This window comes from Mesorhizobium sp. M1252 (genome assembly GCF_040318265.1).
In the GTDB taxonomy this organism is placed as follows: Bacteria; Pseudomonadota; Alphaproteobacteria; order Rhizobiales; family Rhizobiaceae; genus Mesorhizobium.
The window spans coordinates 197,003-221,125 of the sequence record NZ_JAMYLX010000003.1; the positions used below are offsets into that span (position 1 = coordinate 197,003).

22 protein-coding genes, 1 other RNA gene and 1 pseudogene are annotated in these 24,123 nt (G+C 63.2%); 11 read left to right on the forward strand and 13 right to left on the reverse strand.

Features of this window, described 5'->3' with window-relative positions:
• Window positions 1-6: 6 nt before the first annotated feature.
• The 7 genes from NKH22_RS07460 to NKH22_RS07490 form a co-directional block, all read right to left on the reverse strand.
• Window positions 7-300 (reverse strand): type II toxin-antitoxin system RelE/ParE family toxin, encoded by a 294-nt coding sequence (locus NKH22_RS07460; RefSeq protein WP_352909271.1) that lies wholly within the window; start codon window positions 298-300, stop codon window positions 7-9.
• Entirely contained in the window at window positions 297-581 is a 285-nt protein-coding gene (locus tag NKH22_RS07465; protein ID WP_023668264.1) for a type II toxin-antitoxin system ParD family antitoxin, read from the reverse strand. The genes NKH22_RS07460 and NKH22_RS07465 overlap by 4 nt, the downstream gene beginning before the upstream one ends.
• A 178-nt stretch (window positions 582-759) precedes the next feature.
• Window positions 760-1,157, reverse strand: an RNA gene (rnpB, locus tag NKH22_RS07470) — RNase P RNA component class A.
• A 50-nt stretch (window positions 1,158-1,207) separates the two neighbouring features.
• Window positions 1,208-1,912, reverse strand: coding sequence for a lytic transglycosylase domain-containing protein (locus NKH22_RS07475; RefSeq protein WP_023682146.1), 705 nt, complete (start codon window positions 1,910-1,912; stop codon window positions 1,208-1,210).
• 185 nt (window positions 1,913-2,097) lie between these two features.
• On the reverse strand, window positions 2,098-2,865 hold the full coding sequence (locus tag NKH22_RS07480) for an N-acetylmuramoyl-L-alanine amidase (RefSeq protein WP_023682147.1): 768 nt from the start codon (window positions 2,863-2,865) through the stop codon (window positions 2,098-2,100).
• Window positions 2,862-3,581, reverse strand: a complete 720-nt coding sequence (locus NKH22_RS07485) for a TerB family tellurite resistance protein (RefSeq protein ID WP_352790973.1) — start codon at window positions 3,579-3,581, stop codon at window positions 2,862-2,864. The genes NKH22_RS07480 and NKH22_RS07485 overlap by 4 nt, the downstream gene beginning before the upstream one ends.
• 209 nt (window positions 3,582-3,790) lie before the next feature.
• Entirely contained in the window at window positions 3,791-3,988 is a 198-nt protein-coding gene (locus tag NKH22_RS07490; protein WP_023668260.1) for a hypothetical protein, read from the reverse strand.
• A gap of 172 nt (window positions 3,989-4,160) precedes the next feature.
• Here NKH22_RS07490 and NKH22_RS07495 point away from each other — a divergent pair, with 172 nt between their 5' ends.
• From NKH22_RS07495 to NKH22_RS07505, 3 genes are read left to right on the forward strand one after another with little or no spacing between them, the layout of a single operon-like run.
• Window positions 4,161-8,120 (forward strand): hydantoinase B/oxoprolinase family protein, encoded by a 3,960-nt coding sequence (locus NKH22_RS07495; protein ID WP_352909273.1) that lies wholly within the window; start codon window positions 4,161-4,163, stop codon window positions 8,118-8,120.
• A 31-nt stretch (window positions 8,121-8,151) separates the two neighbouring features.
• Complete coding sequence (locus NKH22_RS07500; RefSeq protein ID WP_352909274.1) at window positions 8,152-9,450, forward strand: BtaA family protein; 1,299 nt, start codon at window positions 8,152-8,154, stop codon at window positions 9,448-9,450.
• A complete protein-coding gene (locus NKH22_RS07505) occupies window positions 9,447-10,211 on the forward strand; it encodes a class I SAM-dependent methyltransferase (protein ID WP_352909275.1) in 765 nt (254 codons plus the stop codon). Before NKH22_RS07500 ends, NKH22_RS07505 begins: the two co-directional genes overlap by 4 nt.
• Window positions 10,212-10,217: 6 nt before the next feature.
• On the opposite strand, the gene NKH22_RS07510 is transcribed toward NKH22_RS07505, so the two are convergent.
• The gene (locus NKH22_RS07510) at window positions 10,218-11,597 is read right to left on the reverse strand and encodes a serine hydrolase domain-containing protein (protein ID WP_352909276.1); all 1,380 of its coding nucleotides are present in this window, start codon (window positions 11,595-11,597) and stop codon (window positions 10,218-10,220) included.
• A 283-nt stretch (window positions 11,598-11,880) separates the two neighbouring features.
• Here NKH22_RS07510 and NKH22_RS07515 point away from each other — a divergent pair, with 283 nt between their 5' ends.
• Window positions 11,881-12,678 (forward strand): glycoside hydrolase family 25 protein, encoded by a 798-nt coding sequence (locus NKH22_RS07515; RefSeq protein WP_023668254.1) that lies wholly within the window; start codon window positions 11,881-11,883, stop codon window positions 12,676-12,678.
• Between the two features lie 32 nt (window positions 12,679-12,710).
• Window positions 12,711-13,940 carry a lytic murein transglycosylase gene (locus tag NKH22_RS07520; RefSeq protein WP_352909278.1) on the forward strand — a complete coding sequence of 410 codons (1,230 nt, stop codon included), beginning with the start codon at window positions 12,711-12,713 and terminating at the stop codon, window positions 13,938-13,940.
• 53 nt (window positions 13,941-13,993) lie between these two features.
• Here NKH22_RS07520 and NKH22_RS07525 read toward each other — a convergent pair whose 3' ends face one another.
• Entirely contained in the window at window positions 13,994-14,893 is a 900-nt protein-coding gene (locus NKH22_RS07525) for a LysR family transcriptional regulator (protein WP_352909279.1), read from the reverse strand.
• A 131-nt stretch (window positions 14,894-15,024) separates the two neighbouring features.
• On the opposite strand from NKH22_RS07525, the gene NKH22_RS07530 reads away from it, so the two are divergent.
• Window positions 15,025-15,756, forward strand: a complete 732-nt coding sequence (locus tag NKH22_RS07530; RefSeq protein WP_352909281.1) for an SDR family oxidoreductase — start codon at window positions 15,025-15,027, stop codon at window positions 15,754-15,756.
• Here NKH22_RS07530 and NKH22_RS07535 read toward each other — a convergent pair.
• Window positions 15,753-16,973, reverse strand: a complete 1,221-nt coding sequence (locus NKH22_RS07535) for an alanine racemase (protein WP_023668250.1) — start codon at window positions 16,971-16,973, stop codon at window positions 15,753-15,755. The two genes, NKH22_RS07530 and NKH22_RS07535, sit on opposite strands and share 4 nt — an antisense overlap.
• 211 nt (window positions 16,974-17,184) lie before the next feature.
• Here NKH22_RS07535 and NKH22_RS07540 point away from each other — a divergent pair, with 211 nt between their 5' ends.
• Window positions 17,185-18,102, forward strand: coding sequence for a DMT family transporter (locus NKH22_RS07540; RefSeq protein ID WP_352909282.1), 918 nt, complete (start codon window positions 17,185-17,187; stop codon window positions 18,100-18,102).
• Between the two features lie 449 nt (window positions 18,103-18,551).
• On the opposite strand, the gene metF is transcribed toward NKH22_RS07540, so the two are convergent.
• Together metF and NKH22_RS07550 are read right to left on the reverse strand one after the other, a co-directional pair.
• Window positions 18,552-19,469, reverse strand: coding sequence for a methylenetetrahydrofolate reductase [NAD(P)H] (gene metF / locus NKH22_RS07545; protein ID WP_023688016.1), 918 nt, complete (start codon window positions 19,467-19,469; stop codon window positions 18,552-18,554).
• Window positions 19,469-20,491, reverse strand: coding sequence for an ArsR/SmtB family transcription factor (locus NKH22_RS07550; protein ID WP_023739873.1), 1,023 nt, complete (start codon window positions 20,489-20,491; stop codon window positions 19,469-19,471). Before NKH22_RS07550 ends, metF begins: the two co-directional genes overlap by 1 nt.
• 166 nt (window positions 20,492-20,657) lie before the next feature.
• Between NKH22_RS07550 and tsaA the strand changes: the two genes are divergently transcribed.
• Both tsaA and NKH22_RS07560 read left to right on the forward strand, forming a co-directional pair.
• The gene (gene tsaA / locus NKH22_RS07555) at window positions 20,658-21,164 is read left to right on the forward strand and encodes a tRNA (N6-threonylcarbamoyladenosine(37)-N6)-methyltransferase TrmO (protein ID WP_352909284.1); all 507 of its coding nucleotides are present in this window, start codon (window positions 20,658-20,660) and stop codon (window positions 21,162-21,164) included.
• Window positions 21,161-21,475, forward strand: a complete 315-nt coding sequence (locus tag NKH22_RS07560) for a DUF2293 domain-containing protein (RefSeq protein ID WP_023668245.1) — start codon at window positions 21,161-21,163, stop codon at window positions 21,473-21,475. The genes tsaA and NKH22_RS07560 overlap by 4 nt, the downstream gene beginning before the upstream one ends.
• Before the next feature lie 6 nt (window positions 21,476-21,481).
• Here NKH22_RS07560 and NKH22_RS07565 read toward each other — a convergent pair whose 3' ends face one another.
• Entirely contained in the window at window positions 21,482-21,988 is a 507-nt protein-coding gene (locus tag NKH22_RS07565; RefSeq protein WP_352909286.1) for a hypothetical protein, read from the reverse strand.
• A 152-nt stretch (window positions 21,989-22,140) separates the two neighbouring features.
• On the opposite strand from NKH22_RS07565, the gene NKH22_RS07570 reads away from it, so the two are divergent.
• Both NKH22_RS07570 and NKH22_RS07575 read left to right on the forward strand, forming a co-directional pair.
• On the forward strand, window positions 22,141-23,103 hold the full coding sequence (locus NKH22_RS07570; protein ID WP_023668243.1) for a D-amino acid aminotransferase: 963 nt from the start codon (window positions 22,141-22,143) through the stop codon (window positions 23,101-23,103).
• A gap of 145 nt (window positions 23,104-23,248) precedes the next feature.
• Window positions 23,249-24,090: pseudogene (locus tag NKH22_RS07575) on the forward strand (SDR family oxidoreductase).
• The last annotated feature ends 33 nt before the right edge of the window (window positions 24,091-24,123 follow it).

The following is a 24,123-nucleotide window of genomic DNA, read 5'->3' on the forward strand; positions in this document are numbered from 1 at the left end:
TGGCGGTTAGGTCACCAAGTCGTCGGCGCCAATATCGCGCCTGCCGTGCAAAACGGGGACGATCTCGATCGCGTCTTCGCCCATGCGATACAGAGTGACATATTCGCCGACGATCAGATGACGAATGCCGGGCGCGATATCATCGCGCGGCGCACCTGAGAACGGGTGCAAGGTGAGCAGTGTCCAGCGCCTCTCCAAAGCGTCCACAAGGCGCATGGCTCCCTTTGGGCTATGTTCCGCAATGTAGTCACCGATGCCTTCGACATCTGATATCGCCTGAGGAAGCAGCCGATATTTCACTCTTCCGAGCCTGCAGCTTCCGACATCCTGTGATATTTGGCTCGCAGCCGGTCCATGAAGGGCTGGCCGTCCACCGCCGGTCCGCTGTCGATCCCCTCCTGAACCAGCCTGCGCAATTCCTCGACCGTGTAGCCGAGAAGATCGCGGCGGTCTTTCCATTGCCGCAGCGCATCACGGATGACTTCGCTGGCCGAGGCATATTCGCCGGCGGCCACGACATCGTCGACCGCCGCCGCCAGTTCCGGCGAAAGCGTGATGCTGCGTTTGTCGACGTGACCCATGATGCGCTCCTGATCAAACCATGACAATCATGGTACGATTAAATCGTACCAGCTTCAAATGCGTTTGTCTCGACCCCAGCATGCGTACTTGATTCAATCGCTCAAGCACCTGAATCGCCAGCTGCGCCCGAAGGCGCAGACTGCTGATCCAAAGGATTAATCGCGATATGGGGGAGAAATTGCCAGCTGGCCTGTAAGCCGGGTTTTGTATGGCCCTCGCCCCTTTCGGGGCGAGAACGTGGCGGCCATTCATCTTGGGCGCATGTTGCCATGCGCCTCACGCAACCTACCCGGACGGTGAGCCGGAAACAGCCCTCGAAGGTTTCCCCTCACACCGTCCCTATTCGGTTTTGCTCCCGGTGGGGTTTACCGTGCCGCTCCTGTTGCCAGTCGCGCGGTGGGCTCTTACCCCACCCTTTCACCCTTGCCCCGATAAATCGTGGCGGTTTGCTTTCTGTGGCACTTTCCCTGGGGTCGCCCCCGCCGGCCATTAACCGGCACCGTGTTTCCATGGAGCCCGGACTTTCCTCACCCGCAGCCTTTCGGCTTTGCGGGTGCGGCCGCCCGGCCAGCTGGCAGAGCGTATAAAGGGGTTCACGTTCCAAAACGCAAATGAAAAAGCAGACTTATGCCGGCGATCCCAATGCCGCCAACTGCACCTTGACCTTGCCGCAATAGGCCGCCGACACCGGGTTCATCCTCGTCGCGGCATGGCCGGCATTGTATTTCAGGATCGTGCCGCAGGTGGTGCCGCCGCCGAGATTGCGCGCCATGGCAAGGTACTTCATGCCGTATTTGATGTTGGTGTCGGGATCGAACAGACCCTTGGCGGAGCCGCTATAACCCATCATCCGCGCCGTTGCCGGCTTGATCTGCATCAGGCCGATTTCACCCGCGCCGCCGACGATGTTCGGCCGGTAGTTGCTCTCGATCTTGATGACCGCCTGGGCCAGCGACACCGGCACGCCTTCGGCCGCGGCATAGCGGGCAATGATTGCCGAATACTGGCCGCCAAGCGCGGCTGCCGCAGTCGACTCCGCAGCGGTGCTTGGGCGGATCGATGCGGTCGTCGTCAGGTCGACGCTCTTCCTGTTGCGCTTAAAATGCCTCTTGGCCGTGGCTTTTCTGGCCTTCACCACGGCTGCTTTGCGCACTTTCGCGGTGGTTGCCCTTTTTGCTTTCGGGTTTGCCTTCGTCATGGTGGCCTTGGCGGGTGCGGCGATGAAGCCCTGGTCTGCCCTCTGGCTCAGTGGTGCGGCATCGGCCGTGCTGAAGGCAAAAGTCATTACTCCGGCAGCAATAGCTGCCGTTACAACGGTCAATTTCTGCATGTGGTCCTGTTCTGTTTGGCCGCGCGAAGATCTTCACGCAGCAACGCCTAATCAATATCGGAGCATCCGGGGGGGCTGGAGGTCCGATAACTTGCACGAACTGCCTTTGAGGGCGGAATTTGTGTCGAACAAGGCGAGGCAATTCACTTTCAGTGACAGGCTGTAACTTGAATATCAGGAAAAGATTATTTAGACGCAACTGACCTAAGGGAAGTCAGCAGGCTTTGCAGCGTGCTAGACGTAGAGCCGTCGGCGACGCCATCCACCAGGCGTGGTCGGAAATGCCGCTGAAAAGCTTCGACGACGATTTCGGTCTGGCGGTCGAAGACACCTGATATCTCGACGCCATAGCCATAGAGCGCCAGCATAGACTGCAGTGCCTCGATCTGGGCGCCGGTATCGCCGGCTTTCAGCACCGCGCCGCGCCGGACCGGCGCCGCAGGCACGAGATGGCCGACCCCGGCCGCAAACAGCGCATTCCAGGGGAATTTCTCGCCCGGGTCGATCTTGCGCCCCGGCGCGATGTCGGAATGGGCAAGCACCCTTTGCGCCGTAATGGAATGGCGTTCGATGATACCAAGGCAAAGCCCGATCACCGCTTCCACCTGCCGCTTGGGAAAGGCCGAATAGCCGAGCGAATGGCCGGGATTGACGATTTCGATGCCGACCGAACAGGAGTTGATGTCGCGACGACCGAACCAGGAACTTGCACCGGCATGCCAGGCGCGGTCGCTTTCGCGCACCATCTGGATGATGCGGCCATCCTCATGGACGAGGTAGTGCGACGAGACTTCGCTTGCGGGGTTGCACAACCAGGCTTCCGCGGCAGCACCAGTCGCCATGCCGGTATAGTGCAGCACGATCATGTCGGGCCTGAGCGTTTCGCGCCGCGGGCCGAAATTCGGCGATACCCTGACCTCCGCGCTTGGCTCGTCGGGCGAGAAGCCGGTCATGCGTGCCTGAGGCCCCGCTCGATCACTTCATAGGCCGCGTTGATCGCCGCGACCCTGGTCGTTGCAATCTTGATGAATTCCTGCGGCAGGCCGCGCGCGATCAGCCGGTCCGGATGATTGTCGGAGACCAGCTTGCGGTATCGCTTCCTGACCTCCTCGAACGGCTTGCCGCGCTCAATGCCGAGCACGATATAGGGATCGCCGGCGCCGAGATTGACGTGCCTGGCCATGATGGCCTCGTAGTGCACCTCGTCGATGCGGAAAATCTCGGCAATACGGTGCAGGAAAATCCCTTCGCGCTCATGCACCAGCCCATCCGCCTTGGCGATATGGAACAGACCGTCGAGTATGTCTTCCAGCATGACGCAGTTCGAATGGCCCGAGCCGCACATCTGCGCCATACTCTCGGCATAGGTCTCGAACCCGGCGACGTCGCGCTTGGCCAGATCGTAAAGCCGCGCCACATTGCGGGTCTGTTCTCGCGGCACCTCGAATATTTCCTGGAACGCGCGAACCTCGTCCTGGGTGACGATGCCATCGGCCTTGGCCATCTTGGCTGACAGCGCAATCATCGCCACAGAGAAGGCAACACGCCGGCGCAGATCAGCGTCACCGGAGAAAACCGTGCGCACGGCCTCAACCACATCGGCTACGCCGGACGTGGCTGAAGATGAAACGCGGGTGATGAAGTCGCCGAGGCGATCCCAAATCGACATGAGCGCTTATTAGGGCCGCCGGCCATTGCTATCAAGCCAAGACAGCGCCGCAGAGTGGACCGAATTTACGCAAGCAACCGACGCGCCAGATCCCAAACCGTAGGAAAGAGCCGGTTCAAGGCCCTTGAGCCCCGAATCGACCTAAACGCAGGAAGGCCGGCGCGAAGCCGGCCTCCTCTCTCGTCACGTCAAAGTGACCGAGACTGCTGCTACTGCGCGGGGGCAGGAGCAGGTGTTGCCGGAGCCGGTTCTGCAGGCTTCGGTGCATCCGGCGTCGCCGGCTTCATGGGCTCGGCGGCTGGCGGATTGGTGCTCTGGGTGGTGGTGTTATCCGTACCGCTGTCGCTGCAGGCGGCAACGCCGAACAGGGCCAGGGCGGAAACGGAAGCAAGAATGAGCTTTTTCATGACATCTCTCCTTCAACACACGCTCACGTTGCGGTGAACGGTCGAAGGCAAAATGCATCAAACGGCCATGAGTTTCGTAACGTTGCGTTTCCTGATGTAACATCCGCGCAGATTGCGGGCCGGGCGATGCCGAACTAACAGTCTGGACCCAAATGCAATGCCGGAGTTCTGCGTGGACAAGAAATGGGATTTTTGGATCGACCGCGGCGGCACCTTTACCGACGTGATCGGACGTGATCCGCAAGGCGGTTTGCATCCCAGGAAATTCCTGTCGGAAAATCCCGAAGCCTATCCCGACGCGGCCATAGCCGGCATCCGCGAGCTTCTGGGGCTGAAATCCGGCACCGCTATTCCTCCGGGCCTGGTCGGTGACGTCAAGATGGGTACCACCGTTGCCACGAATGCGCTGCTGGAGCGCAAGGGCGACCGTGTGCTTTTGCTCATCACCAAGGGCTTTCGCGACGCGCTGAAGATCGCCTATCAGGCGCGGCCGGACATCTTCGCCAAGGAGATCATCCTTCCCGAACAGCTCTACGAGCGAGTCATCGAGATCGACGAGCGTGTGCGCGCCAATGGCGAGGTCGAGCGCTTGCTCGACATCGCCGCCTGCCGGCCCGCCATCGAACAGGCGAAGGCCGACGGCATCGATGCGGTGGCCATCGTCTTCATGCATGCCTGGAAATATCCCGACCACGAGAAGGCGGTGGCGAAAGTCTGCCGCAAGATCGGGTTCAGCCAAGTCTCGGTCAGCCATGAAGTCTCGCCGCTGATCAAACTGGTCGGCCGCGGCGACACCACCGTGGTCGATGCCTATCTGTCGCCGATCCTGTCGCGCTATGTGCAAAGGGTGGCGGGAGAACTGGGCGCGACGCCAATCTCCCCACTTGTGGGGGGTGAGGAGCGGTCGGCCAAAGGCCGAGAAAAAGCCAACGATTTGGCTTTTTCAGCGACGAACGCCCGGAGCCATAGCGAAGGGCAGTCGGCAAAGCCGACGGAGGGGGTTCTCTCAGGAGGCACCACCAAAGCGTCGAGCACTGCCGCGGCGACCCCACCCGGCGGCTTCGCCGCCACCCTCCCCTCGAGGGGGAGGGAGAACCCTCGCCTGATGTTCATGATGTCGTCGGGCGGGCTTACCGCCGCCGACATGTTTCAGGGCAAGGACGCGCTGCTGTCCGGCCCGGCCGGCGGTGTCGTCGGCATGGTCGAGACGGCGAAACTCGCCGGATTCGAGAAAGTCATCGGTTTCGACATGGGCGGCACCTCGACCGACGTCGCCCATTATGACGGCGAGTATGAGCGCGCCTTCGACACCGAGGTCGCCGGCGTGCGCATCCGTGCGCCGATGATGCGCATCCATACCGTCGCTGCCGGCGGCGGCTCGATCCTGCACTACGAAGCCGGCCGTTTCCGCGCCGGCCCGGATTCCGCCGGCGCCAATCCTGGCCCCGCCGCCTACCGGCGCGGCGGCCCGCTGGCCGTCACCGACGCCAATGTCATGCTGGGCAAGCTGCAGCCCGATTTCTTCCCGGCAATTTTCGGCCCAGGCCAGGACCAGCCGCTCGATGTGGCCGCCGTGCGCAAAAAATTCGCTGCGCTGGCCGTCGAAATCGGCGATGGCCGCACGCCGGAAGCCGTCGCCGAAGGCTTCGTCACCATCGCGGTGGAAAACATGGCCAATGCCATCAAGAAGATCTCCGTGCAGCGCGGCTATGACGTCACTGAATATCTCTTGAACTGTTTTGGCGGCGCCGGCGGCCAGCATGCCTGCCTGGTTGCCGACGCGCTCGGCATGGAGGCGGTACTGATCCACCCCTTCTCCGGTCTGCTCTCAGCCTATGGTATCGGCCTGTCGTCGGTTTTCGCGTCGCGCCAGCAGGCGCTCCTGAAGCCGCTTGCCGAAGAATCCAGGACCCAGATGGGCAGCCTCATCGGCACGTTGAAAAAAGCCGTCATCGCCGAATTGGTAGCGCAAGGCATCGCCGAGGACAAGATTGCGGCAAAGCCGGTGCTGCACATCCGCTATGACGGCACCGACACCACGCTGCCGGTGAATTTCGAAGGCGACTCGATCTTCCAGGCCAGGCGCGATTTCGAAATCGCCCACAAGGCGCAGTTCGGGTTCGTCTATGATGACAAGCCGATGATCGTCGAGACCGTTGGCGTGGAAGGCGCCGAGATCGTCGAGACCACGGCCGAAGCCGTTGCGCCCGCCGGACCGGCAAGGGTTGAAGCGGGTGCGTCCGGAACGCGGCGCATCTACACCGAGGGCCGCTGGCATGAGGCCGGCATCCATCGTCGCGAAAATCTGCGCCCATCCAACCTGATCGCAGGCCCCGCTTTGATCATCGAGCCGAACCAGACCATCGTCGTCGAGCCGGGCTGGCGGGCCGAAATCACCAACCTCAATCACGTCGTCATCCGCCGCACCGAACGGAAAGTTCGCACGGCTGCCCTCGGTACCGAAGCCGATCCGGTGATGCTGGAGGTCTTCAACAACCTCTTCATGTCGATCGCCGAACAGATGGGCGTTACGCTGCAGAACACCGCCTATTCCGTCAACATCAAGGAAAGGCTGGATTTCTCCTGCGCCGTCTTCGACCGCCACGGCGCGCTGGTCGCCAACGCGCCGCACATGCCGGTGCATCTCGGCTCAATGGACCGCTCGGTCGAAACCATCATCCGGCTGAACTCCGGCGACATCCACCCCGGCGACGTCTTTGCGCTGAACGCACCTTACAATGGCGGCACGCATCTGCCCGACATCACCGTGGTGACGCCGGTATTTTCCCTCCCCCTCGAGGGGAGGGTGGCCGCGCAGCGGCCGGGTGGGGTCCTCTCAGAAGGCACCACAAGAGCGTCGAGCACTGCCGCAACGACCCCCTCCGGCGGCTCCGCCGCCACCTCCCCCTCAAGGGGGGAGGAGGTAATCTTCTACGTAGCCTCACGCGGCCATCATGCCGATATCGGCGGCACTGCCCCCGGCTCGATGACGCCGCTTGCCACCACGGTCGACGAGGAAGGCGTGCTGTTCGACAATTTCCGCGTTGTCGATCGTGGAAAATTCCGCGAGGCGGAGCTGCAAACGCTGCTCACCGACCACCCCTACCCCGCCCGCAACCCGCACCAGAACATCGCCGACCTAAAGGCGCAGATCGCCGCCAATGAAAAGGGCGTGGCGGAACTGCGCAAAATGGTCTCCCATTTCGGCCTCGATGTCGTCGAGGCCTATATGGGCCATGTCCAGGACAATGCCGCCGAAAGCGTGCGCCGCGTGCTGGAAAGGCTGCCTGACAGCTCGCAGTATGAATACCCGACCGACACCGGCCAGGTGATCAAGGTGAAGATCACGGTCGACCGGCAAAAGAGCGAAGCGACCGTCGACTTCACCGGCACCTCGCCTGTCATGAAGAACAATTTCAACGCGCCCGAGCCCGTCGCCCGCGCCGCCGTGCTCTATGCCTTCCGCGTCATGGTCGAGGACATGATCCCGATGAATGCCGGGTGCCTCAGGCCCATCAACATCATCATCCCCGACGGCTCGATGCTGAAGCCGGCCTACCCCGCAGCAGTCGTCGCCGGCAATGTCGAGACCTCGCAGCATGTCACCAACGCGCTGTTCGGAGCCATGGGCGCCATGGCCAATGCGCAAGGCACGATGAACAACCTGACCTTCGGCAACAAGCAGTACCAGTATTACGAGACGATCTGCTCCGGTTCGCCGGCCGGACAGATGAACTCCGGCCGCGGCTTTGCCGGCACATCCGGCGTCCACACCCACATGACCAATTCGCGCCTGACCGACCCGGAGGTGCTGGAATTGCGCTTTCCCGTGCTGCTCGAGGATTTTCACATTCGCGAAGGCTCCGGCGGCAAAGGCAAATGGGATGCCGGTGACGGCACCAGGCGGACGATCCGTTTCCTCGAAAAGATGGAATGCGCCATCCTGTCCTCGCACCGCAACCGCCCGCCGCAAGGCCTTGATGGCGGCGGTGACGGCGAGGTCGGCTCGACCAAGGTCCGCCGCCAGGACGGCAGCGTCGAGACGCTGAAGGCCTGCGACCAGACCGTGCTCGACGCCGGCGACGCCGTCATCCTGACGACGCCGACGCCGGGCGGGTTTGGCAAGGCCTGAACTCGCGTCAACAGGCTGTCACCCGCCTGTCATGCCCCTGAGTTACCCGCTTGCGGCAAAGCAAATGGGGAATCACTTTGCCATGACGGACGTCTCCTCGGATCTCGTTTTTCGCCGCGGCAAGGAAGTTGGAAAAGCCGTCTACCAGAACCGCCCGCTTTCGCAGGCCGGCCTTTCCGAACGACTGTTTGCGCTGCTGTTTTCCGGCCTTGTCTATCCGCAGATCTGGGAAGACCCTGAAGTCGACATGGAGGCCATGCAGCTTGGCCAGGGCCACCGCCTCGTCACCATAGCGTCGGGCGGCTGCAACATCCTCGCCTACCTCACCCGCTCGCCTGAACGCGTCGATGCGGTCGACCTCAACGCCGCCCACATCGCCTTGAACCGGATGAAGCTGGAGGCGGTGCGGCATCTGCCCTCGCAGAGCGATCTGTTCCGTTTCTTCGGCGCCGCCGACACCAACCACAATTCGCAAGCCTATGACCGCTTCATCGCGCCGCATCTCGACCCGGTCAGCCGCCACTATTGGGAGCGTCGCAGCTGGCGCGGCCGCCGGCGCATCACCGTCTTCGACCGCAATTTCTACCAGACCGGCCTGCTCGGCCTGTTCATCGCCATGGGCCACCGCATCGCCAAATTCTTCGGCGTCGATCCCGCCGGTATCATGGCGTCGAAGAGCCTCGCCGACCAGCGCCGCTTCTTCAACGAAGAGCTGGCGCCGGTCTTCGACAAGAAGCTGTTGCGCTGGGCTACCTCGCGCAAGGCTTCGCTGTTCGGCCTCGGCATTCCGCCGGCGCAGTACGATTCGCTGATCACCTCGGGCGATGGTTCGATGGCCAGCGTGCTGAAGGCCCGGCTGGAAAAGCTCGCTTGCGATTTTCCGCTGAAGAACAACTACTTCGCTTGGCAAGCCTTCGCCCGTCGCTATCCCAATCCGGGTGAGGCCGCCCTGCCCGCCTATCTAGAAGAGGCCAACTACAAGGCGATCCGCAACAATGTCGATCGCGTCGGCATCCACCACGCCAATCTGATCGAATTTCTGGCCGGCAAGGACGCAGGCACCGTCGACCGTTTCGTCCTGCTCGACGCGCAGGACTGGATGACGGACGACCAGCTCAATGCCCTTTGGTCGGAGATCACCCGCACCGCCTCGGTCGGCGCCCGAGTCATCTTCCGTACCGCCGCCGAGCCCAGCCTGCTGCCGGGCCGCGTCTCGATCTCGCTGCTCGACCAGTGGACCTACGAGGACGAGGCCTCGCGCGACTGTTCGGCCCGCGACCGCTCTGCGATTTATGGCGGCTTCCACCTCTATGTGAAGCGCGCGGCATGAGCGCGAGCGAGCTGCCGGCCGACCATGCCGAACTGATGGACGGCGTCTACCGCTGGCAGCGCCACATCTACGACCTGACTCGCAAATATTACCTGCTCGGCCGCGACCAGATGATATCCGGGCTGGATGTGCCGGCGAATGGCAGAGTGCTCGAACTTGGCTGCGGCACCGGCCGCAACATCGCGCTTGTAGCCCGCCACTATCCCGACGCCCGCCTCTACGGCCTCGACATCTCGGCTGAGATGCTGGAGACCGCCGGCAAGGCGATCGGCCGCGACGGCCTGTCCGGCCGCGTCGTGCTGGCGCGCGGCGACGCCACCGATTTCGACGCCAAGACGCTGTTCGGCATCGAGCGCTTCGACCGCATCTTCGTGTCCTATTCGCTGTCGATGATCCCCGGCTGGAAAAAGACGGTTTCAGCAGCCCTTGCGGCACTCGCACCCGGCGGCTCGCTGCATGTCGTCGATTTCGGCCAGCAGGAAGGCTTGCCCAACTGGTTCCGGACATTGCTGCGCGGCTGGCTCAAGAAATTCCATGTCACGCCACGTGAATCATTGCGCGAAGTCTTGGAATCGGAATCTCGGCGAACCGGCGCAAGCTTCTGTTTCCGCGCGCTTTATCGCGGCTATGCCTGGCTGGCGGTCGTCAAGATCGCGCACTCTTACCTCCCCCTCGATGGGGGAGGTCGCGCCGAAGGCGCGGGTGGCCAGGCACCCCGCCCCGGCGCTACGCGCCGACCATCCCCATCAAGGGGAGGGTAAAGGGAGCTAGCGCAGTGCCTTCATCAGCGCGCCGACCATCACCTGCGGCCGGTAGCCGAGCTTGGCCGGCGTCAACCCCAGCCGCACCACCACCAGTTGCTCCGACGGGATGATGGCGACCGTCTGGCCGTCATGGCCCTCCATCCAGTAGGTATCGTTGGGCAGGCCGGCGGCGACGCCGGCGCCGGGATTTCCTTCGTCCCCCGGGGCTTCGATCCAAAGTTGCCCCTTGCCGTAGACTTTCGAGGCCGGTGCCGGTTCGCGCATCCAGTCGACGAAACCGGCCGGCAGGATCTGGTTGCCGTTCCAGACGCCGCCCTGCAGCAGGAATTGGCCGAACCGCGCCCAGTCATGCCCCGTGGCATAGAGGTAGGATGAGCCGACAAAGGTACCCTCCTCGTCGGTTTCGAGCACCGCGCTTTGCATGCCGAGCGGCCCGAACAGCGCTGTCCTTGGCCACATCAGCGCCTTGTCCTTGTCGCCGATAGCATCCTGCCACAGCCGCGACAGCATCACCGCCGTGCCGCTCGAATAGGAAAAGACCTTGCCGACGTCGCCGGTCAGCGGCTTGGCCTCGGCGAAGCCCGCCATATCCGGTTCGAGGTAGAGCATGCGCGTCACATCGGCAACGTCGCCATAATCCTCGTTGAACTCGAGTCCGCTCGACATCGCCATCATATCGGCAAGGCTGATGGTGGCGCGGCCGTCCGCCTTCCATGAGCCGAACAGGCCCTGATTGGTCACCGCCATCTTGCCGTCCTTGACCAGCGTGCCGACGAGCGCGGCGTTGACTGTCTTGGTCATAGACCAGCCCAGCAGCGGCGTTTTCGCCGAAAAGCCCTCGCCATAACGCTCGGCAACAATGCGGCCATTTTTGACCACCACCACGGCGCGCATGCCGATGCCGGTCATCGCCGCACCGTCGAGGATCTTGTTGATTTCGGGATTTTGCGAGGCGTCGACTCGATCTCCCCCGGGCCACAGATCGCCCTTGGTGGCCGCCGACGCCTCGGCAGGGATTGACGTGCGCCGTGCCTTGCCGACGTCGCCATCGGGAACCGAGGCGCAACCCAGGCCGGCGCGCGCAACGGCAACGCTCTTGCCGAGGAAGCCAAGCAGCCCGGCCGAGACGGTCCCCCTGTTCTTGTCGACCGACACCTTCATCAGCCTGAGCAGCGGATGGCCGGGCGCCTGCACGTCGATGGCAAGCACCTCATTGGGATCACGGCCGGCGATAAAAACATTCGAGCAGACGATCTTGGCGGAATAGCCGGAACCGACGCGGATCAGGTCGGGCGGAGCGATGTAGAGCCAGGCAAACAGCGCGGCTATCGCCAGCACGACCAGGCCGAGCAGCCATTTGATGATCTTCACGGCGATCCGCATCTTTCCGTCCCTGCTTTTCCGCTGCCCGTGGCTTGCGGCCCGATTTATGTCATCGATTTGCCGCCATTGCTTCCGCAAAATCGGTGTTCTTGTCGAGCGCCGTCAACCTGTTATCAACCATGATCGGCGATCACTGGTGCATGTCGCCCAAAAGTGCGCAGCGGTTTTGGAACAACGACATGCACGAAAATAGCGTATCAGGCGATGCTGTGGGGCGATCGCCTGAGGGGCACCTGCAACGACAACCCAACAGCGACCGGCTGATTCCGGCTCGGGAAATGCGATGCGCCGTTTCGCGGCCCTCATCACGTTGACGCTGCTGGCCGCCTGCTCGACCGCCGGCGATCTCGTGCCCTCGATGTCGCCATCCAGCAGCCCGACGGTTGCCGTGCGCGCACCGCGTTTCGAAGATTCCAAGCCGCATGAATGGGATAGCGGCGCGCCTTGGAACTATGCCGTTCACGGCACCGACGTCTCCAAATACCAGACCTCGGTCGACTGGCCGACGGCCAAGGCCAGCGGCATCTCCTTCGCCTTCATCAAGGCGACCGAGGGCGGCGACCGTTTCGACGAGTATTTCAACGAGCATTGGTCGCGCACCAAGGCCAATGGCATTCCGCGCGCGGCCTACCATTTCTTCTATTTCTGCACGCCGGCCGCCACCCAGGCGCGCTGGTTCATCCAGAACGTGCCCGTCGACCGCTCGGCCATGCCGCCGGTGCTCGACATGGAGTGGAACCCGCAATCGCCGACCTGCCGGCTGCGCCCGGATTCGGCGACGGTGCGGGCCGAAATGACCACCTTTCTCGAGATGATCGAGCGGCACTATGGCAAGAAGCCGATCATCTACACCTCGGTCGACTTCTTCGACGATAACGACCTTTCGACCTTCCGCGGCTATCCCTACTGGCTGCGCTCGGTGGCCGGCCACCCCCGCCAGAAGTACGGCAGCCACCCTTTCACCTTCTGGCAATACACCGGAACCGGTATCGTTCCCGGCATGACCGGCAAGTCCGATATCAACGTCTTCAACGGCACTGAGGCAGCCTGGAAAAAGTGGCTGCGGCAGAACACCCGTTGACACCGGCTCTGCCGCCTGCTTTTCGACGTCCCATGCGCACCTACCTGCAACCACTGGGATATCCACGCCGGAAACAGTCGAAGAGCCGCCTGCGCTCCGGGTTGCTCGCGGCCCTGCTGCTCGGCGCCGCGGTCGTGCCGGCGGCGGCGCAGGAATGCGGCGGCGACTTCGAAACCTGGAAGCAAGGCGTGGCGGCGGAAGCCAGGGCGGCCGGTGTCGGCGCTGTCGGCCTTGACGCACTGGAAGCCGCCACCATCGACGACAAGGTGCTGGCGCGCGATCGCGCCCAGGGCGTCTTCGCCCAGACCTTCATCCAGTTCTCCAACCGCATGATCTCGGCCTACCGGCTGAAGCAGGGCGCGGCCAACCTGAAGAAATACGCCGAAGTCTTCGCGCGCGCCGACCAGCAGTTCGGTGTCCAGGCGCCGATCATCACCGCCTTCTGGGGGCTGGAGACCGATTTCGGCGCCGTCCAGGGCGATTTCCACACGCTGAGCGCCTTGGTGACGCTGTCGCATGACTGCCGCCGCCCGCAGCTGTTTCGGCCGCAACTGGTGCCGCTGTTGACGCTGATCGATCGCGGCGTCGTTCCGGCCGACGTCACCGGCGCCTGGGCCGGCGAGATCGGCCAGACGCAGATCCTGCCTTCCGATTATCTCGCGCGCGGAGTCGACGGCGACGGCGACGGCATCGTCGACCTCAGGCGCAGCGTACCCGACGTGATCATGACCACGGCCAACAAGGTGCTGTCGCGCGGCTGGAAACGCGACCAGCCCTGGATCGAGGAAGTGCGCGTGCCCGAGGACATGCCCTGGGAGCAGACCGGCCGCACCAACAAGTTGCCGCTGTCGCAATGGGCCGCCTGGGGCGTCACCAATCCCGATGGCACGCCGCTGATCGACAATGGCCTGAAGGCCGGCCTGGCGCTGCCGATGGGCCGCAAAGGTCCGGCCTTCCTGGCCTACGACAATTTCGACGTCTATCTGGAATGGAACCAGTCCTTCACCTACGCGCTGACCGCCGCCAACTTCGCCAGCCGGCTGGCCGGGGCAAAGCAGTTCGACCCGCGCAATCCCGAAACCGGGCTCAATGGCGACCAGATGAAGGAATTGCAGACCAAGCTCGAAGCCAGGGGCTATGACGTCGGCACCGTCGACGGCATTCTGGGCACCAACACCCGCGAAGCCATCCGCAAGGAACAGATGCGGCTCGGCATGCCGGTCGACGGCTGGCCAACGCCGGAGCTTTTGGGGAAGTTGTGAAGAGAGTGAGTAGGCGTTGGGGTTGGGAGTAGAAGCTCCCCAAGCCGAATTCCCTATTCCCTACTCCTTGCCCGGACGAAGTCGATAAATGCCCGCAAAGCCGGGGGGACGTGCCTCGAACTCGGGTGATACAGGAAGAAGCCTGGAAAGCTGGGCGACCAGGGCTCTAGAAATCTCATCAGCCTGCCCGCATCGATCCACGACTGGACCTGATAGTCGATCATGTAGGCGACGCCTGCTCCACCCAGCGCCGCCTTCAGCATCAGCTCGGTGTCGTTGACAGTCAGGCTGCCCTGAACAGCAATTTCCAAAACCCGCTTGCCGCGAGAAAACTCCCACCGGTAGAGGTTGCCGCCGCCCGGCCATTGGAAGTTGATGCATTGGTGCTGGTGCAGATCCTGGGGATGACGGGGAGTTGCGCGGCCCTCAAGGTAGGCCGGGGCGGCCACCGCCGCCATCTGCAAATCGTCGCTGAGCTTGACCGCCACCATGTCCTTCTGCAGCCGCTCGCCGAGACGGATCCCGGCGTCGAACCGGCCCTCGACGATATCGGTCAGGGTATCGTCGACGATGACGGTCAGCGCGATATCAGGATAGGCGCGTTGGAAGTCGCCAAGGATCGGGCCGATGAACCGCACCGCGGCAACACGCGGCACGTTTATTCGTAGCGAACCCGCCGGCCGATCACGCGCGGCATGAATGTCCGCTACGGCGCCCTCCAGCTCTTCGAACGCAACGGCAAGGCGCGCAAACAGCGTCTCGCCAGCACCAGTGGGTGAAACACTACGCGTCGTGCGATTCAGCAACCTGACGCCGATGCGAGCCTCCAGTTGCCGGATCGACTGGCTGAGCGCCGGCGGGGAAACACGCAGCCGGGCGGCGGCGCGGACGAAACTACGCTCTTCCACGATTGCGGCGAATGCCTTGAACTCGGTGAATTCAGAACCGCGCATTGTGTATCCCTAGATTAACAAGATAGTCAGATAATAGGCCATTATCTGATCAGTTGCATGGCCCTATTTCTCGACTAGCGGACCCGTCAGATGAAACCGGCACGGGCCTGAATGATTGAAGGAAACGTATCATGCCCAAGTCCTTGCAAGGCAAAACCGCACTCGTCACCGGCAGTTCGCGCGGCATTGGGCGAGCCATCGCCGAAGGACTCGCCTCCAAGGGCGCTGCCGTCGTCGTCAACTATGTCGGCAACCACGAAGCCGCTGACGAGGTCGTGGCCGCCATCGCCGGCAAGGGAGGAAAGGCGATCGCCGTCCAGGCCGACATATCAAGCGTCTCGGATATTCATCGCCTGTTTGACGAGGCTGAGAGTGAGTTCGGCGCGATCGACATCGTGGTTGCCAATGTCGGCGTCGCCGTCATCAAGCCTCTGACCGAGGCAACCGAAGCCGATTTCGACCATGTCTTCGGCACCAACGCCAAGGGCACGTTCTTCGTGCTTCAGGAAGCAGCGCGCCGTGTGCGAAACGGCGGCCGCATCATCGCGGTCTCCACCGGCGGCACCAAGATGTTCTTCACGCAAACGGCGCTCTATCTCGGCGGCAAGGGCGCCGTCGAACAATTCGTCCGTGTGCTCTCGCGTGAACTCGGACCGCGCGGCATCACCGTGAATGCGCTGTCGCCTGGCTTCACCGACACGGACCTGCTTCCCGAGCGCGATCGCGCCGTGGCGGCCGGCATGTCTCCATTTGGCAGGATCGGCGCGCCCCGCGACGTTGCCGATGTCGCGGTCTTCCTGGCCAGCGACGAGGCCCGCTGGCTGACCGGCGAGAATATCCAGGCCGGTGGCGGGGTCGCTTAGTCCGCCATCGTCTCTAGGCTGGCGAATCCCTGCGGCGCATCGCCTTCATCGAAGGGTGTCGTCACCTCGACGAAGGTATCGGGATAAAAGCCGTTGAAGCGGGTTCTCAGCGACAGCGAATAGGCACCGATATGGCCGATCTCGATCCAGTCGCCGGTGTCGACGGTTTCCGGCAGCCAGAACGGCCGCGACAGGATGTCGACGGAATCGCAGGTCGCGCCGCAGACCTTGAACGGCACGATGTTCTTCTCCTCGCCATTGCGCGAGCGGATCGCCGGATCGGGGATGAAGCGGGCCGGCAGTGTGATCTTGCCGGTCCAAGAATCCGACAGCGACGCCCAGATGCCGTCATTGATGTAGAGCCGCTTGCCCTTGCGCAGCAGCACCCGCACGATCAGCGACAGGCAGCGCGCCACGATCACCCGGCCGGGCTCGGCCACCAACGGGATCTGGTCGAACTGGTATTCCCTCAGGTCGCCCGACAGCCGCGACATGATCTGGCCGAGCGACGGCATCTCGATCTGCTTGCGATTGGGGTCATGGCCGTACTCGGCGGGAAAGCCGCCGCCGACATCGAGGCCCGCAATGTCGAAGGTCAGCCGGTTGCGCACCCAATCGGCGGAGGCCAGCGCCCGCTCATAGGTGTCGGGATCCTCGATCTGGCTGCCGACATGGAAGCATAGGCCGACCTTGTAGCCGGTGCGGTTGAGTCGCTCGGCGAGTTCCACAGCATAGGCCGGCCCGGCGCCGAATTTCTTCGACAGTTCATAGGCCGCCGAGCCCTTGGTCTGGATGCGCACGAACACGCTGATGGAGCCCGGATCGATGTCAAGCGCCCGCACCACCCGCGTCAGCTTGGTGATCTCGTCCTCATGGTCGAGCGAAATGACGCGGATGGCGTATTTTTCCAGCGCAAGCTTGATGTCCGACTGCGCCTTGACCGGATGCATGTAGAGCATCTCGGCGTCGGGTGAGACGGCGCGCACTGCGGCGAACTCGCCGGGCGAGGCCACATCGAAAGCGGTGACGCCGGCTTCGACCAGCGCCTTCAGCACGATCTGCTCGCCATTGGTCTTGACTGCGTAGGCGGTCTTGCCGGGAAACATGCCCATGAACTGTTTGGCATCCGCCTTCAGCACCTGCGGGCGAAAGCAGTAGACCGGATCGTCCGGCCGAAGCGCCAGCGCCGCCTCGCGGGCATTCTCGAATCGCTGCATGGACGAATCCCCTGACTTCTCGGCTGCGCACAATTAATCCAAGCTAGCGGCCAAAGAAAACAATTCTGTGTACTGGCGGGCACTGACCCAGCGGCGCACCCTCTGGCAGCACTGTTGCCAGCAATCAGGTTTCGGGTGGCTCTTGTCGCCGGTCCCGATATGCCTTCTGCCTGAGTGGCTGGCATTGATGCCGCGGGGAAGGACGTTCACGATGGCAATAGCCACGACAGCCGTGCAGCGCGGACCGATGACGCTGAGGGACTGGGGACAGCTTCTGCTGCTCGGCGCCATCTGGGGCGGCTCGTTCTTCTTTGCCCGCATCGCCGTTGCCGAAATGCACCCGCTGGTGCTGGTGCTGTTTCGCGTTGCCATCGCGGCCATTGCACTGCAGCTCTATCTCGGCATTCGCGGTCCGTCCTTCCGCCTCGCCTTGCCGCATGCCGGCCTGTTTTTCCTTTTGGCGCTCGCCAACAATGTCGTCCCGTTCTCGCTGATCTTTGCCGGCCAGACCGCGCTTGGCGCCGGCGTCGCCTCGGTGCTCAACGCGACGACGCCGTTCTGGACGCTGATCCTCGCCAACGCGCTGACAGCGGACGAAAAGCTCTCCTGGAACAAGCTTGCCGGCATCGGGCTCGGCATCGCCGGCACCGCTGTCATGATCGGCCCCGGCCTGCTGGCCGGGCTCGGCGGCCCGGTCTGGGCGAAATTCGCGCTGATCGGCGCCTCGCTGTCTTACGCCGTCGCGCTGATGATTGCCCGCCGCTTCAAGGGCGTGCCCTCGCCGGTCATCGCCACCGGACAATTGACGGCGTCGACCATCGTCATGATCCCGGTGGTGCTGCTCACCTATGGCCCGGCCGGCCTGTTCTCGGCCTCGCCGCCGGTCTGGACGGCGGTGCTGGCGCTGGCGCTGCTCTCCACCGCCTTCGCCTACATCCTCTATTTCAACCTCGTCGCCTCGGCCGGCGCCACCAACGCCTCGCTGGTCACGCTCATCGTCCCGGCCAGCGCCATCCTGCTCGGCCTCCTGTTCCTGGGTGAGCGGCTCGCTCTGTTCGAGTTCTGCGGCATGGCACTGATCGCGCTTGGCCTCGTGACGATCGACGGGCGGTTGTTTGGTCGGCGCTAATGCCTGTCGATCAAAAGTGCGCAGCGGTTTTGGAACAACGACGCGCTTTAGGTCTGGTAGCGCTGCCATGCCTCGCTTTCGCCACGGCCGCGTCACAATTTATTCACAGGCTGCCAGCGGCTTTTGCCGAAGAGTTTCAACGCTTAACGACAGGTGGCAGGTCGCAAATTCCACAATCGCGTCGCATTGCAGCATATTTTCCGCTTGCCTGTGGCACAAATGCCCCTAGACTCCACCCATAGCTCTTGAAGAGGAGACTATGACATGGGACTTACGAGGCCAATCAACGCATTGATGATCTGTGCTGCATTTGCCTTCATTGGCGCCCTTATCATAGGTGTTCTTCCGTAACCGCCGGAGCGGAAGAACAGCAGCAATAGCCCACAAATTCGAAAGGCCGGGTGTTTCGCCCGGCCTTTTGCATTTCAGATTTCATACCACGATGAAGCTCAGGCGGCGGCGGATCCAGCTGCCTCTGTTTCGTGGGAGCGGATGCCGATCATATGGCAGATGGCAAATACCAGGTCGGCCCGGTTCATGGTGTAGAAATGGAAGTCGCTGACGCCGCGCTCGACGAGATCGAGCACCTGCTCGGCCGCCACGGCAGACGCCACGAGCGCATGCGTCTGCGGATCGTTGTGCAGCCCTTCGAAACGCTCGGCCAGCCATGCCGGCACGAGCGCGCCGCAGCGTGCCGAGAAATTGGCGACCTGGGTGAAATTGTGCACCGGCAGGATGCCGGGCACGATCGGGATGTAGATGCCGGCGCGTCGCGCCTTCTCGACGTAACGCTCGTAGAGATCGTTGTCGAAGAAGAACTGGGTGATCGCCCGCGTCGCGCCGTTATCCGCCTTGCGCTTCAGCATGTCGAAGTCGGTGGCAAAGTCGGGGCTTTCCGGATGCTTTTCGGGATAGGCCGAGACCGAGATGTCGAAATCGCCGGCGTCCTTCAGCGCTCCGACAAGTTCGGCGCCATTGGCATAGCCATCGGGATGCGGCCGGTAGGCCGTACCGACACCCGCCGCCGGATCGCCACGCAAGGCGACGAAGCGCTTCACGCCCATGTCGGCGAATTCGCGGACGACGGCGTCGACCTCATGGCGGGCGGCGTCGACGCAGGTCATGTGCGCCGCCGGCGTCAGCGTCGTCTCGTTCAGGATGCGCTTGACCGTGCGCGCCGTGCGCTCCCGCGTCGAGCCGCCGGCGCCGTAGGTCACCGAGACGAATCTCGGCTTCAGCGGCTCCAACCTGGTGACGGTGTCCCAGAGCCTGGCTTCCATCTCGTCGGTCTTCGGCGGGAAGAACTCGAAGGAGACGCGCACCTTGTCGCCAATGTCGGGACGGCGGGAAAAGCGGAACTGGTTCATCAGGCGATTTCCCCCATAGGGTACGCTTTGGTAGGTTGGGTGTCATTTGAAGGCTCGGCGATCAGCATGCGGCGGTCGCGGCCGAGCCACAGCTTGACGGTGAGCCTGGCTTCGTTGCCGCCGCGCGGCTCGAATTCCTGGGCATCCTCGAGATCAAGCCCGGCCTCGGCAAACCATTCGGAGATCTGGCGGTCGGAAAAGCCCAGCCTGACATGCGCATGCTGGTCGCGCAGGAATTCCAGCGCATGCGGCGCGAAGTCGACGATCACCAGCCGGCCCGCCGGACGCAGCAGCCGCGCCGCCTCGCGAATGGCGCGTGCCGGATCGTCGAGATAGTGCAGCACCTGATGGATGGTGACGAGGTCGAAGGCGTCGCGCTCGACCGGCGGCGCGAAAATGTCGCCTTGGCGGACCTGCGCATTGGCGATGCCTGCCTTGTCGAGATTGGCCCGCGCCACCGTCAGCATTTCCCGCGACATGTCGATGCCGACGCCGCGCCGGTAGAGCGGCGAAAATATCTCCAGCAGCCGCCCGGTACCAGTGCCGAGATCTAGCATCGACTGGAATGGCCGCTTGCCGACCAGCTTGAGGAGTGCGGCTTCCACCGCGCGGTCCGGCACATGCAGCGAGCGGATGTGATCCCAGCTGGCGGCGTTCTCGGAGAAATACTCGGCGGCACGGTCCTGGCGCTTGCGCTTGACCGATGCCAACCGCTCGAGATCGCGCTCGACCTGTGGATCGGCGCCGCGAATGCCGGAGACCAGCCCCATGACGAAGTCGCGCGCGGAATCCGTATCCGACAGCCGGAAGAAGGCCCACGAGCCCTCCTGGTAGCGGCCGATCAACCCGGCCTCCAGCAGCAGCTTCAAATGCCGCGACACCCGCGGTTGCGACTGGCTGAGGATCTCGGTGAGGTCGGACACGGTGAGATCGCCGCGCGACAGCAGCGCCAGGATGCGGAGCCGGCTCGATTCGGCCGCAGCCTTCAACGTATCAACCATCGTATCGAGCGAAACATGCATCGGCGCGCTCTCGTTGAAAAGATATAAACATATGTTTATGTCAGCTTTGGCGGCATAGCAAGGCCTATGTCGCTTCCTGACAAGAAAATGCCGCACACATGGTCCCCGCCAGAGAGAACCGCTTTTCCCTGACGATGGGCTGGAAACTTGTGCTAGGGCGAAAGCCATGTTCGAGACGCGCGACGGCGAAAAGCTCCTGCAGGCCGACCCGGCTGACATGCCGGCGGATGGCCATATCGTGTTTATCGGCCGCATCGCCTCGCCATGGACCACGCGCGAAAGCTGCCCGAAGAACATGCGCGCCGCCCTCGAGACCGGACAGGCGGCCACCGTTCTCATCGACCCACCCTATCGCGACGGTCTGCTTGCGCTGGAGCGGGCCAGCCACATCGTCCTCCTGTCCTGGCTGCATTACGCGCCGCGAGGACTGATTGTGCAGAAACCCCGCCATGCGGCTGAACCGAAAGGGGTTTTCTCGCTGCGCTCCCCTGCCCGGCCGAACCCGATCGGGTTGCATGTCGCCGGCCTGATCGCCGTCGACATCGACAACGGCCGCATCGCCATCGACGCCATCGATGTTCTCGACGGCACGCCAGTGATCGACATCAAGCCCTATTTCGCCTCGACCGACGCCTTTCCCGAGGCGACCATTGCCGGGCGTGACGAAAAATGAGTGCGCCCACCGGCCGCCGCCGCGCCATCGCCAAGGCGCTGACCGCACTGCTGCCCCTGGCGCCCTATGCCGATATGGAGAAAATCCGCACCGAGGCCGGCGCCGTGCACATGAAGACGCTGCCGCCGGGCATCGCGGTCTGGCTGGCGACGATCGCCCATATCAGGCACGGCCATACCGACTATGAAAAGCTGCTGGCCGAGGGCTATGACCGCGACTCGGCGCGGTTCTTCGTCATCGAGCAAACAAACATGGTGCTGACCCGTTGGCGCGCCACGCGCCTGCTCGATGCAGAGGACGAAGAGGAATAACTTCAGCTACCGTCGCTTCAATACGGCAACCGCATTGTAGGGCTGGCCGTCGGCCTGGCCAACCCAGGTCCAGGACAGGTTCCCTTTGAAAAATCGGACGGTGATGCCGCCACCGTCGATGCACTTGTCCTGGCCGTAGCTGATGTTTTCCCGGTATTCCGCCGAACTGTCGTCGCGAGAAATCTGGGTCAACGATCCGCCGCAGCCGAGCGACGAATAGTCGATCGACGCGGCGCCATCGCCGATTGTCATTGCGATCGCCCAATCGGCGCTGGCAGCACCGGCCGGACTTTGATGACCGCTGCCGGTCCAGACGCCGTTGAGCCCCGCCGCGTTGACCACGCAAGGCACGTTCTGAAAGATCGGCGTCAGCTCGCTGCCCGTCTTCTCGCAACGATAGGTCTGGCCGTTCTGGCACAGCGCCTCGCCCTCGCGAGCGCATTGCGCGAAGGCATGGCCAGTGACGAAGACGAGGAAAATTGCAAAGCTGATGGTCCGAAAAGATCTGCCCATTTTGCCCCTCCCGGCCGGATATTTTCAAGCCGGACCATAGGGCATATCGAATGTGCTACCTAGGACAAACAGCGATGGTTGGGTGGCCCTATGCCGCCTGCAGGGGACCACTAGCTTGAATCTGCCGCATCAAGCCGAAGGGACCAATCGCCATGAACCGAAGCGCAGCAGCCGGTAGCATTGTGCCATTGCCGGCTTTGTCGGATCGCCATATCGATCCGCATTCCTATCCCGACGGCATCGCCTTTCTCGATGGTCAGTATCTGCCGATGTCGCAAGCCAAGATCTCGGTGCTGGATTGGGGCTTTCTGCATTCCGACGCCACCTACGACACCGTGCATGTCTGGGACGGGAGCTTCTTCCGACTCGACCTGCATCTCGACCGCTTCTTCGCCGGCTTGCAAAAACTGCGCATGACGATCCCGTCCGACCGCGATGGTGTGGCCGAGATTCTGCACAATTGCGTGGCGCTGTCGGGCCATCGCGCCGCCTATGTCGAAATGCTGTGCACACGCGGCGCCTCGCCGACCTTCAGCCGCGATCCGCGCCAGGCGGTCAACCGCTTCATGGCCTTCGCAGTTCCCTTCGGCTCGGTCGCCAATGCCGAGCAGTTGCGGCGCGGCCTGCATGTCGCCATTAGCGACAAGGTGCGCATTCCGCCGGTCTCGATCGATCCGGCGATCAAGAACTACCACTGGCTCGACCTCGTGCGCGGCCTCTACGACGCTTATGACCGTGGGGCCGAAACCGCATTGATTCTCGACTTCAACGGCAATGTCGCCGAAGGCCCCGGCTTCAACGTGTTCTGCGTCAAGGACGGCAGGCTGTCGACGCCAGCCGCCGGCGTGCTGCCCGGCATCACCAGGCGCACCGTCTTCGACCTCTGCGCCGAGGCAGCGCTTCCCACCACGGCCGTCGACGTCAGCGTTGCCGCGCTGAAGGCTGCCGACGAAGTCTTCATCACTTCCACCGCCGGCGGCATCATGCCGGTGACAGTGATCGACGGCGCTGCTGTCGCCGACGGCAAGATAGGCGGGATCACAAAGCGCTTGATGGCGCTCTACTGGCAAAAGCATGACGACCCGGCCTGGTCGAGCCCGGTGCGCTATCCCTGACCGGCGAAGGTCCTGCTCCACACGATGACGTGACCAAAAAGATTCCCCCTCGCCTCTGGAAAATCGCTCGACGCACCGTATATCGCGGAAGCGGAGAAGCCTCCGCTTCCCAGTTCACGGCCCGCATGGGCAAGGATTCCACGTCATGACAAGCAAGGTTTGGTTCATCACCGGATCGTCGAAAGGCTTTGGCCGAGTCTGGGCCGAGGCCGCACTCGCTCGCGGCGACCGTGTCGCCGCAACCGCGCGCGATGCCGGCACGCTCGCCGATCTCGTCGCGAAATACGGCGATAATGTCGCCGCGATCAAGCTCGACGTCACCGACAAGAAGGCTGTCGATGCGGCCATCGCCGAGGCGCACAAGCGCTTTGGCCGGCTCGACGTCGTCATCAACAATGCCGGCTATGGCCATTTCGGCGCCATCGAGGAAGTCAGCGAACAGGAAGCCCGCGACCAGATCGAGACCAATGTGTTCGGCGCGCTCTGGGTCACCCAGGCGGCTTTGCCGATCATGCGGGCGCAGGGCTCCGGCCATATCATCCAGATCTCGTCGATCGGCGGCGTCAACGCCTTTGCCTCGCTCGGCCTTTACCATGCCTCGAAATGGGCGCTCGAAGCCTTCAGCCAGTCGCTCAGCATCGAGGTCGCCGAATTCGGCATCCATGTGACGCTTGTCGAACCGGGCGGCTTCTCCACCGATTGGTCCGGCGCCTCGGCCAAGGTCTCCAAAGCGATCGAGGCTTACGCGCCGGCCCGCGCCAAGATGGCGGAACGCCGCGCCAACTCGGTCGCCGGCGACCCCGAGGCCACCGGACCGGCGATGCTTGAAATCGTCGACGCGGCCGAGCCGCCGCTGCGCGTCTTCTTCGGCGATGGCGGCCTGCCGATGATCAAGCAGGAATACGCCAACCGCATCGCGCTGTGGGAAAAGTGGACTACGTTTCCGTCGAGGCGCAGGGCGCCAAGAAGAACCGCAAGGCGGCCTGAGCGCGTCTTGAAATCCGGCTGCGTCGCCCCGGC

Coding starts and splice junctions, on each gene's coding strand:
- NKH22_RS07540 (WP_352909282.1), top strand. CDS start 17,185: ATGGCAATAGCCACGACAGCCGTGCAGCGCGGACCGATGACGCTGAGG.
- NKH22_RS07485 (WP_352790973.1), bottom strand. CDS start 3,581: ATGTCGATTTGGGATCGCCTCGGCGACTTCATCACCCGCGTTTCATCT.
- NKH22_RS07535 (WP_023668250.1), bottom strand. CDS start 16,973: ATGCAGCGATTCGAGAATGCCCGCGAGGCGGCGCTGGCGCTTCGGCCG.
- NKH22_RS07480 (WP_023682147.1), bottom strand. CDS start 2,865: ATGACCGGCTTCTCGCCCGACGAGCCAAGCGCGGAGGTCAGGGTATCG.
- NKH22_RS07475 (WP_023682146.1), bottom strand. CDS start 1,912: ATGCAGAAATTGACCGTTGTAACGGCAGCTATTGCTGCCGGAGTAATG.
- tsaA (WP_352909284.1), top strand. CDS start 20,658: ATGTTCGAGACGCGCGACGGCGAAAAGCTCCTGCAGGCCGACCCGGCT.
- NKH22_RS07520 (WP_352909278.1), top strand. CDS start 12,711: ATGCGCACCTACCTGCAACCACTGGGATATCCACGCCGGAAACAGTCG.
- NKH22_RS07525 (WP_352909279.1), bottom strand. CDS start 14,893: ATGCGCGGTTCTGAATTCACCGAGTTCAAGGCATTCGCCGCAATCGTG.
- NKH22_RS07465 (WP_023668264.1), bottom strand. CDS start 581: ATGGGTCACGTCGACAAACGCAGCATCACGCTTTCGCCGGAACTGGCG.
- metF (WP_023688016.1), bottom strand. CDS start 19,469: ATGAACCAGTTCCGCTTTTCCCGCCGTCCCGACATTGGCGACAAGGTG.
- NKH22_RS07515 (WP_023668254.1), top strand. CDS start 11,881: ATGCGCCGTTTCGCGGCCCTCATCACGTTGACGCTGCTGGCCGCCTGC.
- NKH22_RS07505 (WP_352909275.1), top strand. CDS start 9,447: ATGAGCGCGAGCGAGCTGCCGGCCGACCATGCCGAACTGATGGACGGC.
- NKH22_RS07565 (WP_352909286.1), bottom strand. CDS start 21,988: ATGGGCAGATCTTTTCGGACCATCAGCTTTGCAATTTTCCTCGTCTTC.
- NKH22_RS07550 (WP_023739873.1), bottom strand. CDS start 20,491: ATGCATGTTTCGCTCGATACGATGGTTGATACGTTGAAGGCTGCGGCC.
- NKH22_RS07530 (WP_352909281.1), top strand. CDS start 15,025: ATGCCCAAGTCCTTGCAAGGCAAAACCGCACTCGTCACCGGCAGTTCG.
- NKH22_RS07490 (WP_023668260.1), bottom strand. CDS start 3,988: ATGAAAAAGCTCATTCTTGCTTCCGTTTCCGCCCTGGCCCTGTTCGGC.
- NKH22_RS07560 (WP_023668245.1), top strand. CDS start 21,161: ATGAGTGCGCCCACCGGCCGCCGCCGCGCCATCGCCAAGGCGCTGACC.
- NKH22_RS07500 (WP_352909274.1), top strand. CDS start 8,152: ATGCCCCTGAGTTACCCGCTTGCGGCAAAGCAAATGGGGAATCACTTT.
- NKH22_RS07510 (WP_352909276.1), bottom strand. CDS start 11,597: ATGCGGATCGCCGTGAAGATCATCAAATGGCTGCTCGGCCTGGTCGTG.
- NKH22_RS07570 (WP_023668243.1), top strand. CDS start 22,141: ATGAACCGAAGCGCAGCAGCCGGTAGCATTGTGCCATTGCCGGCTTTG.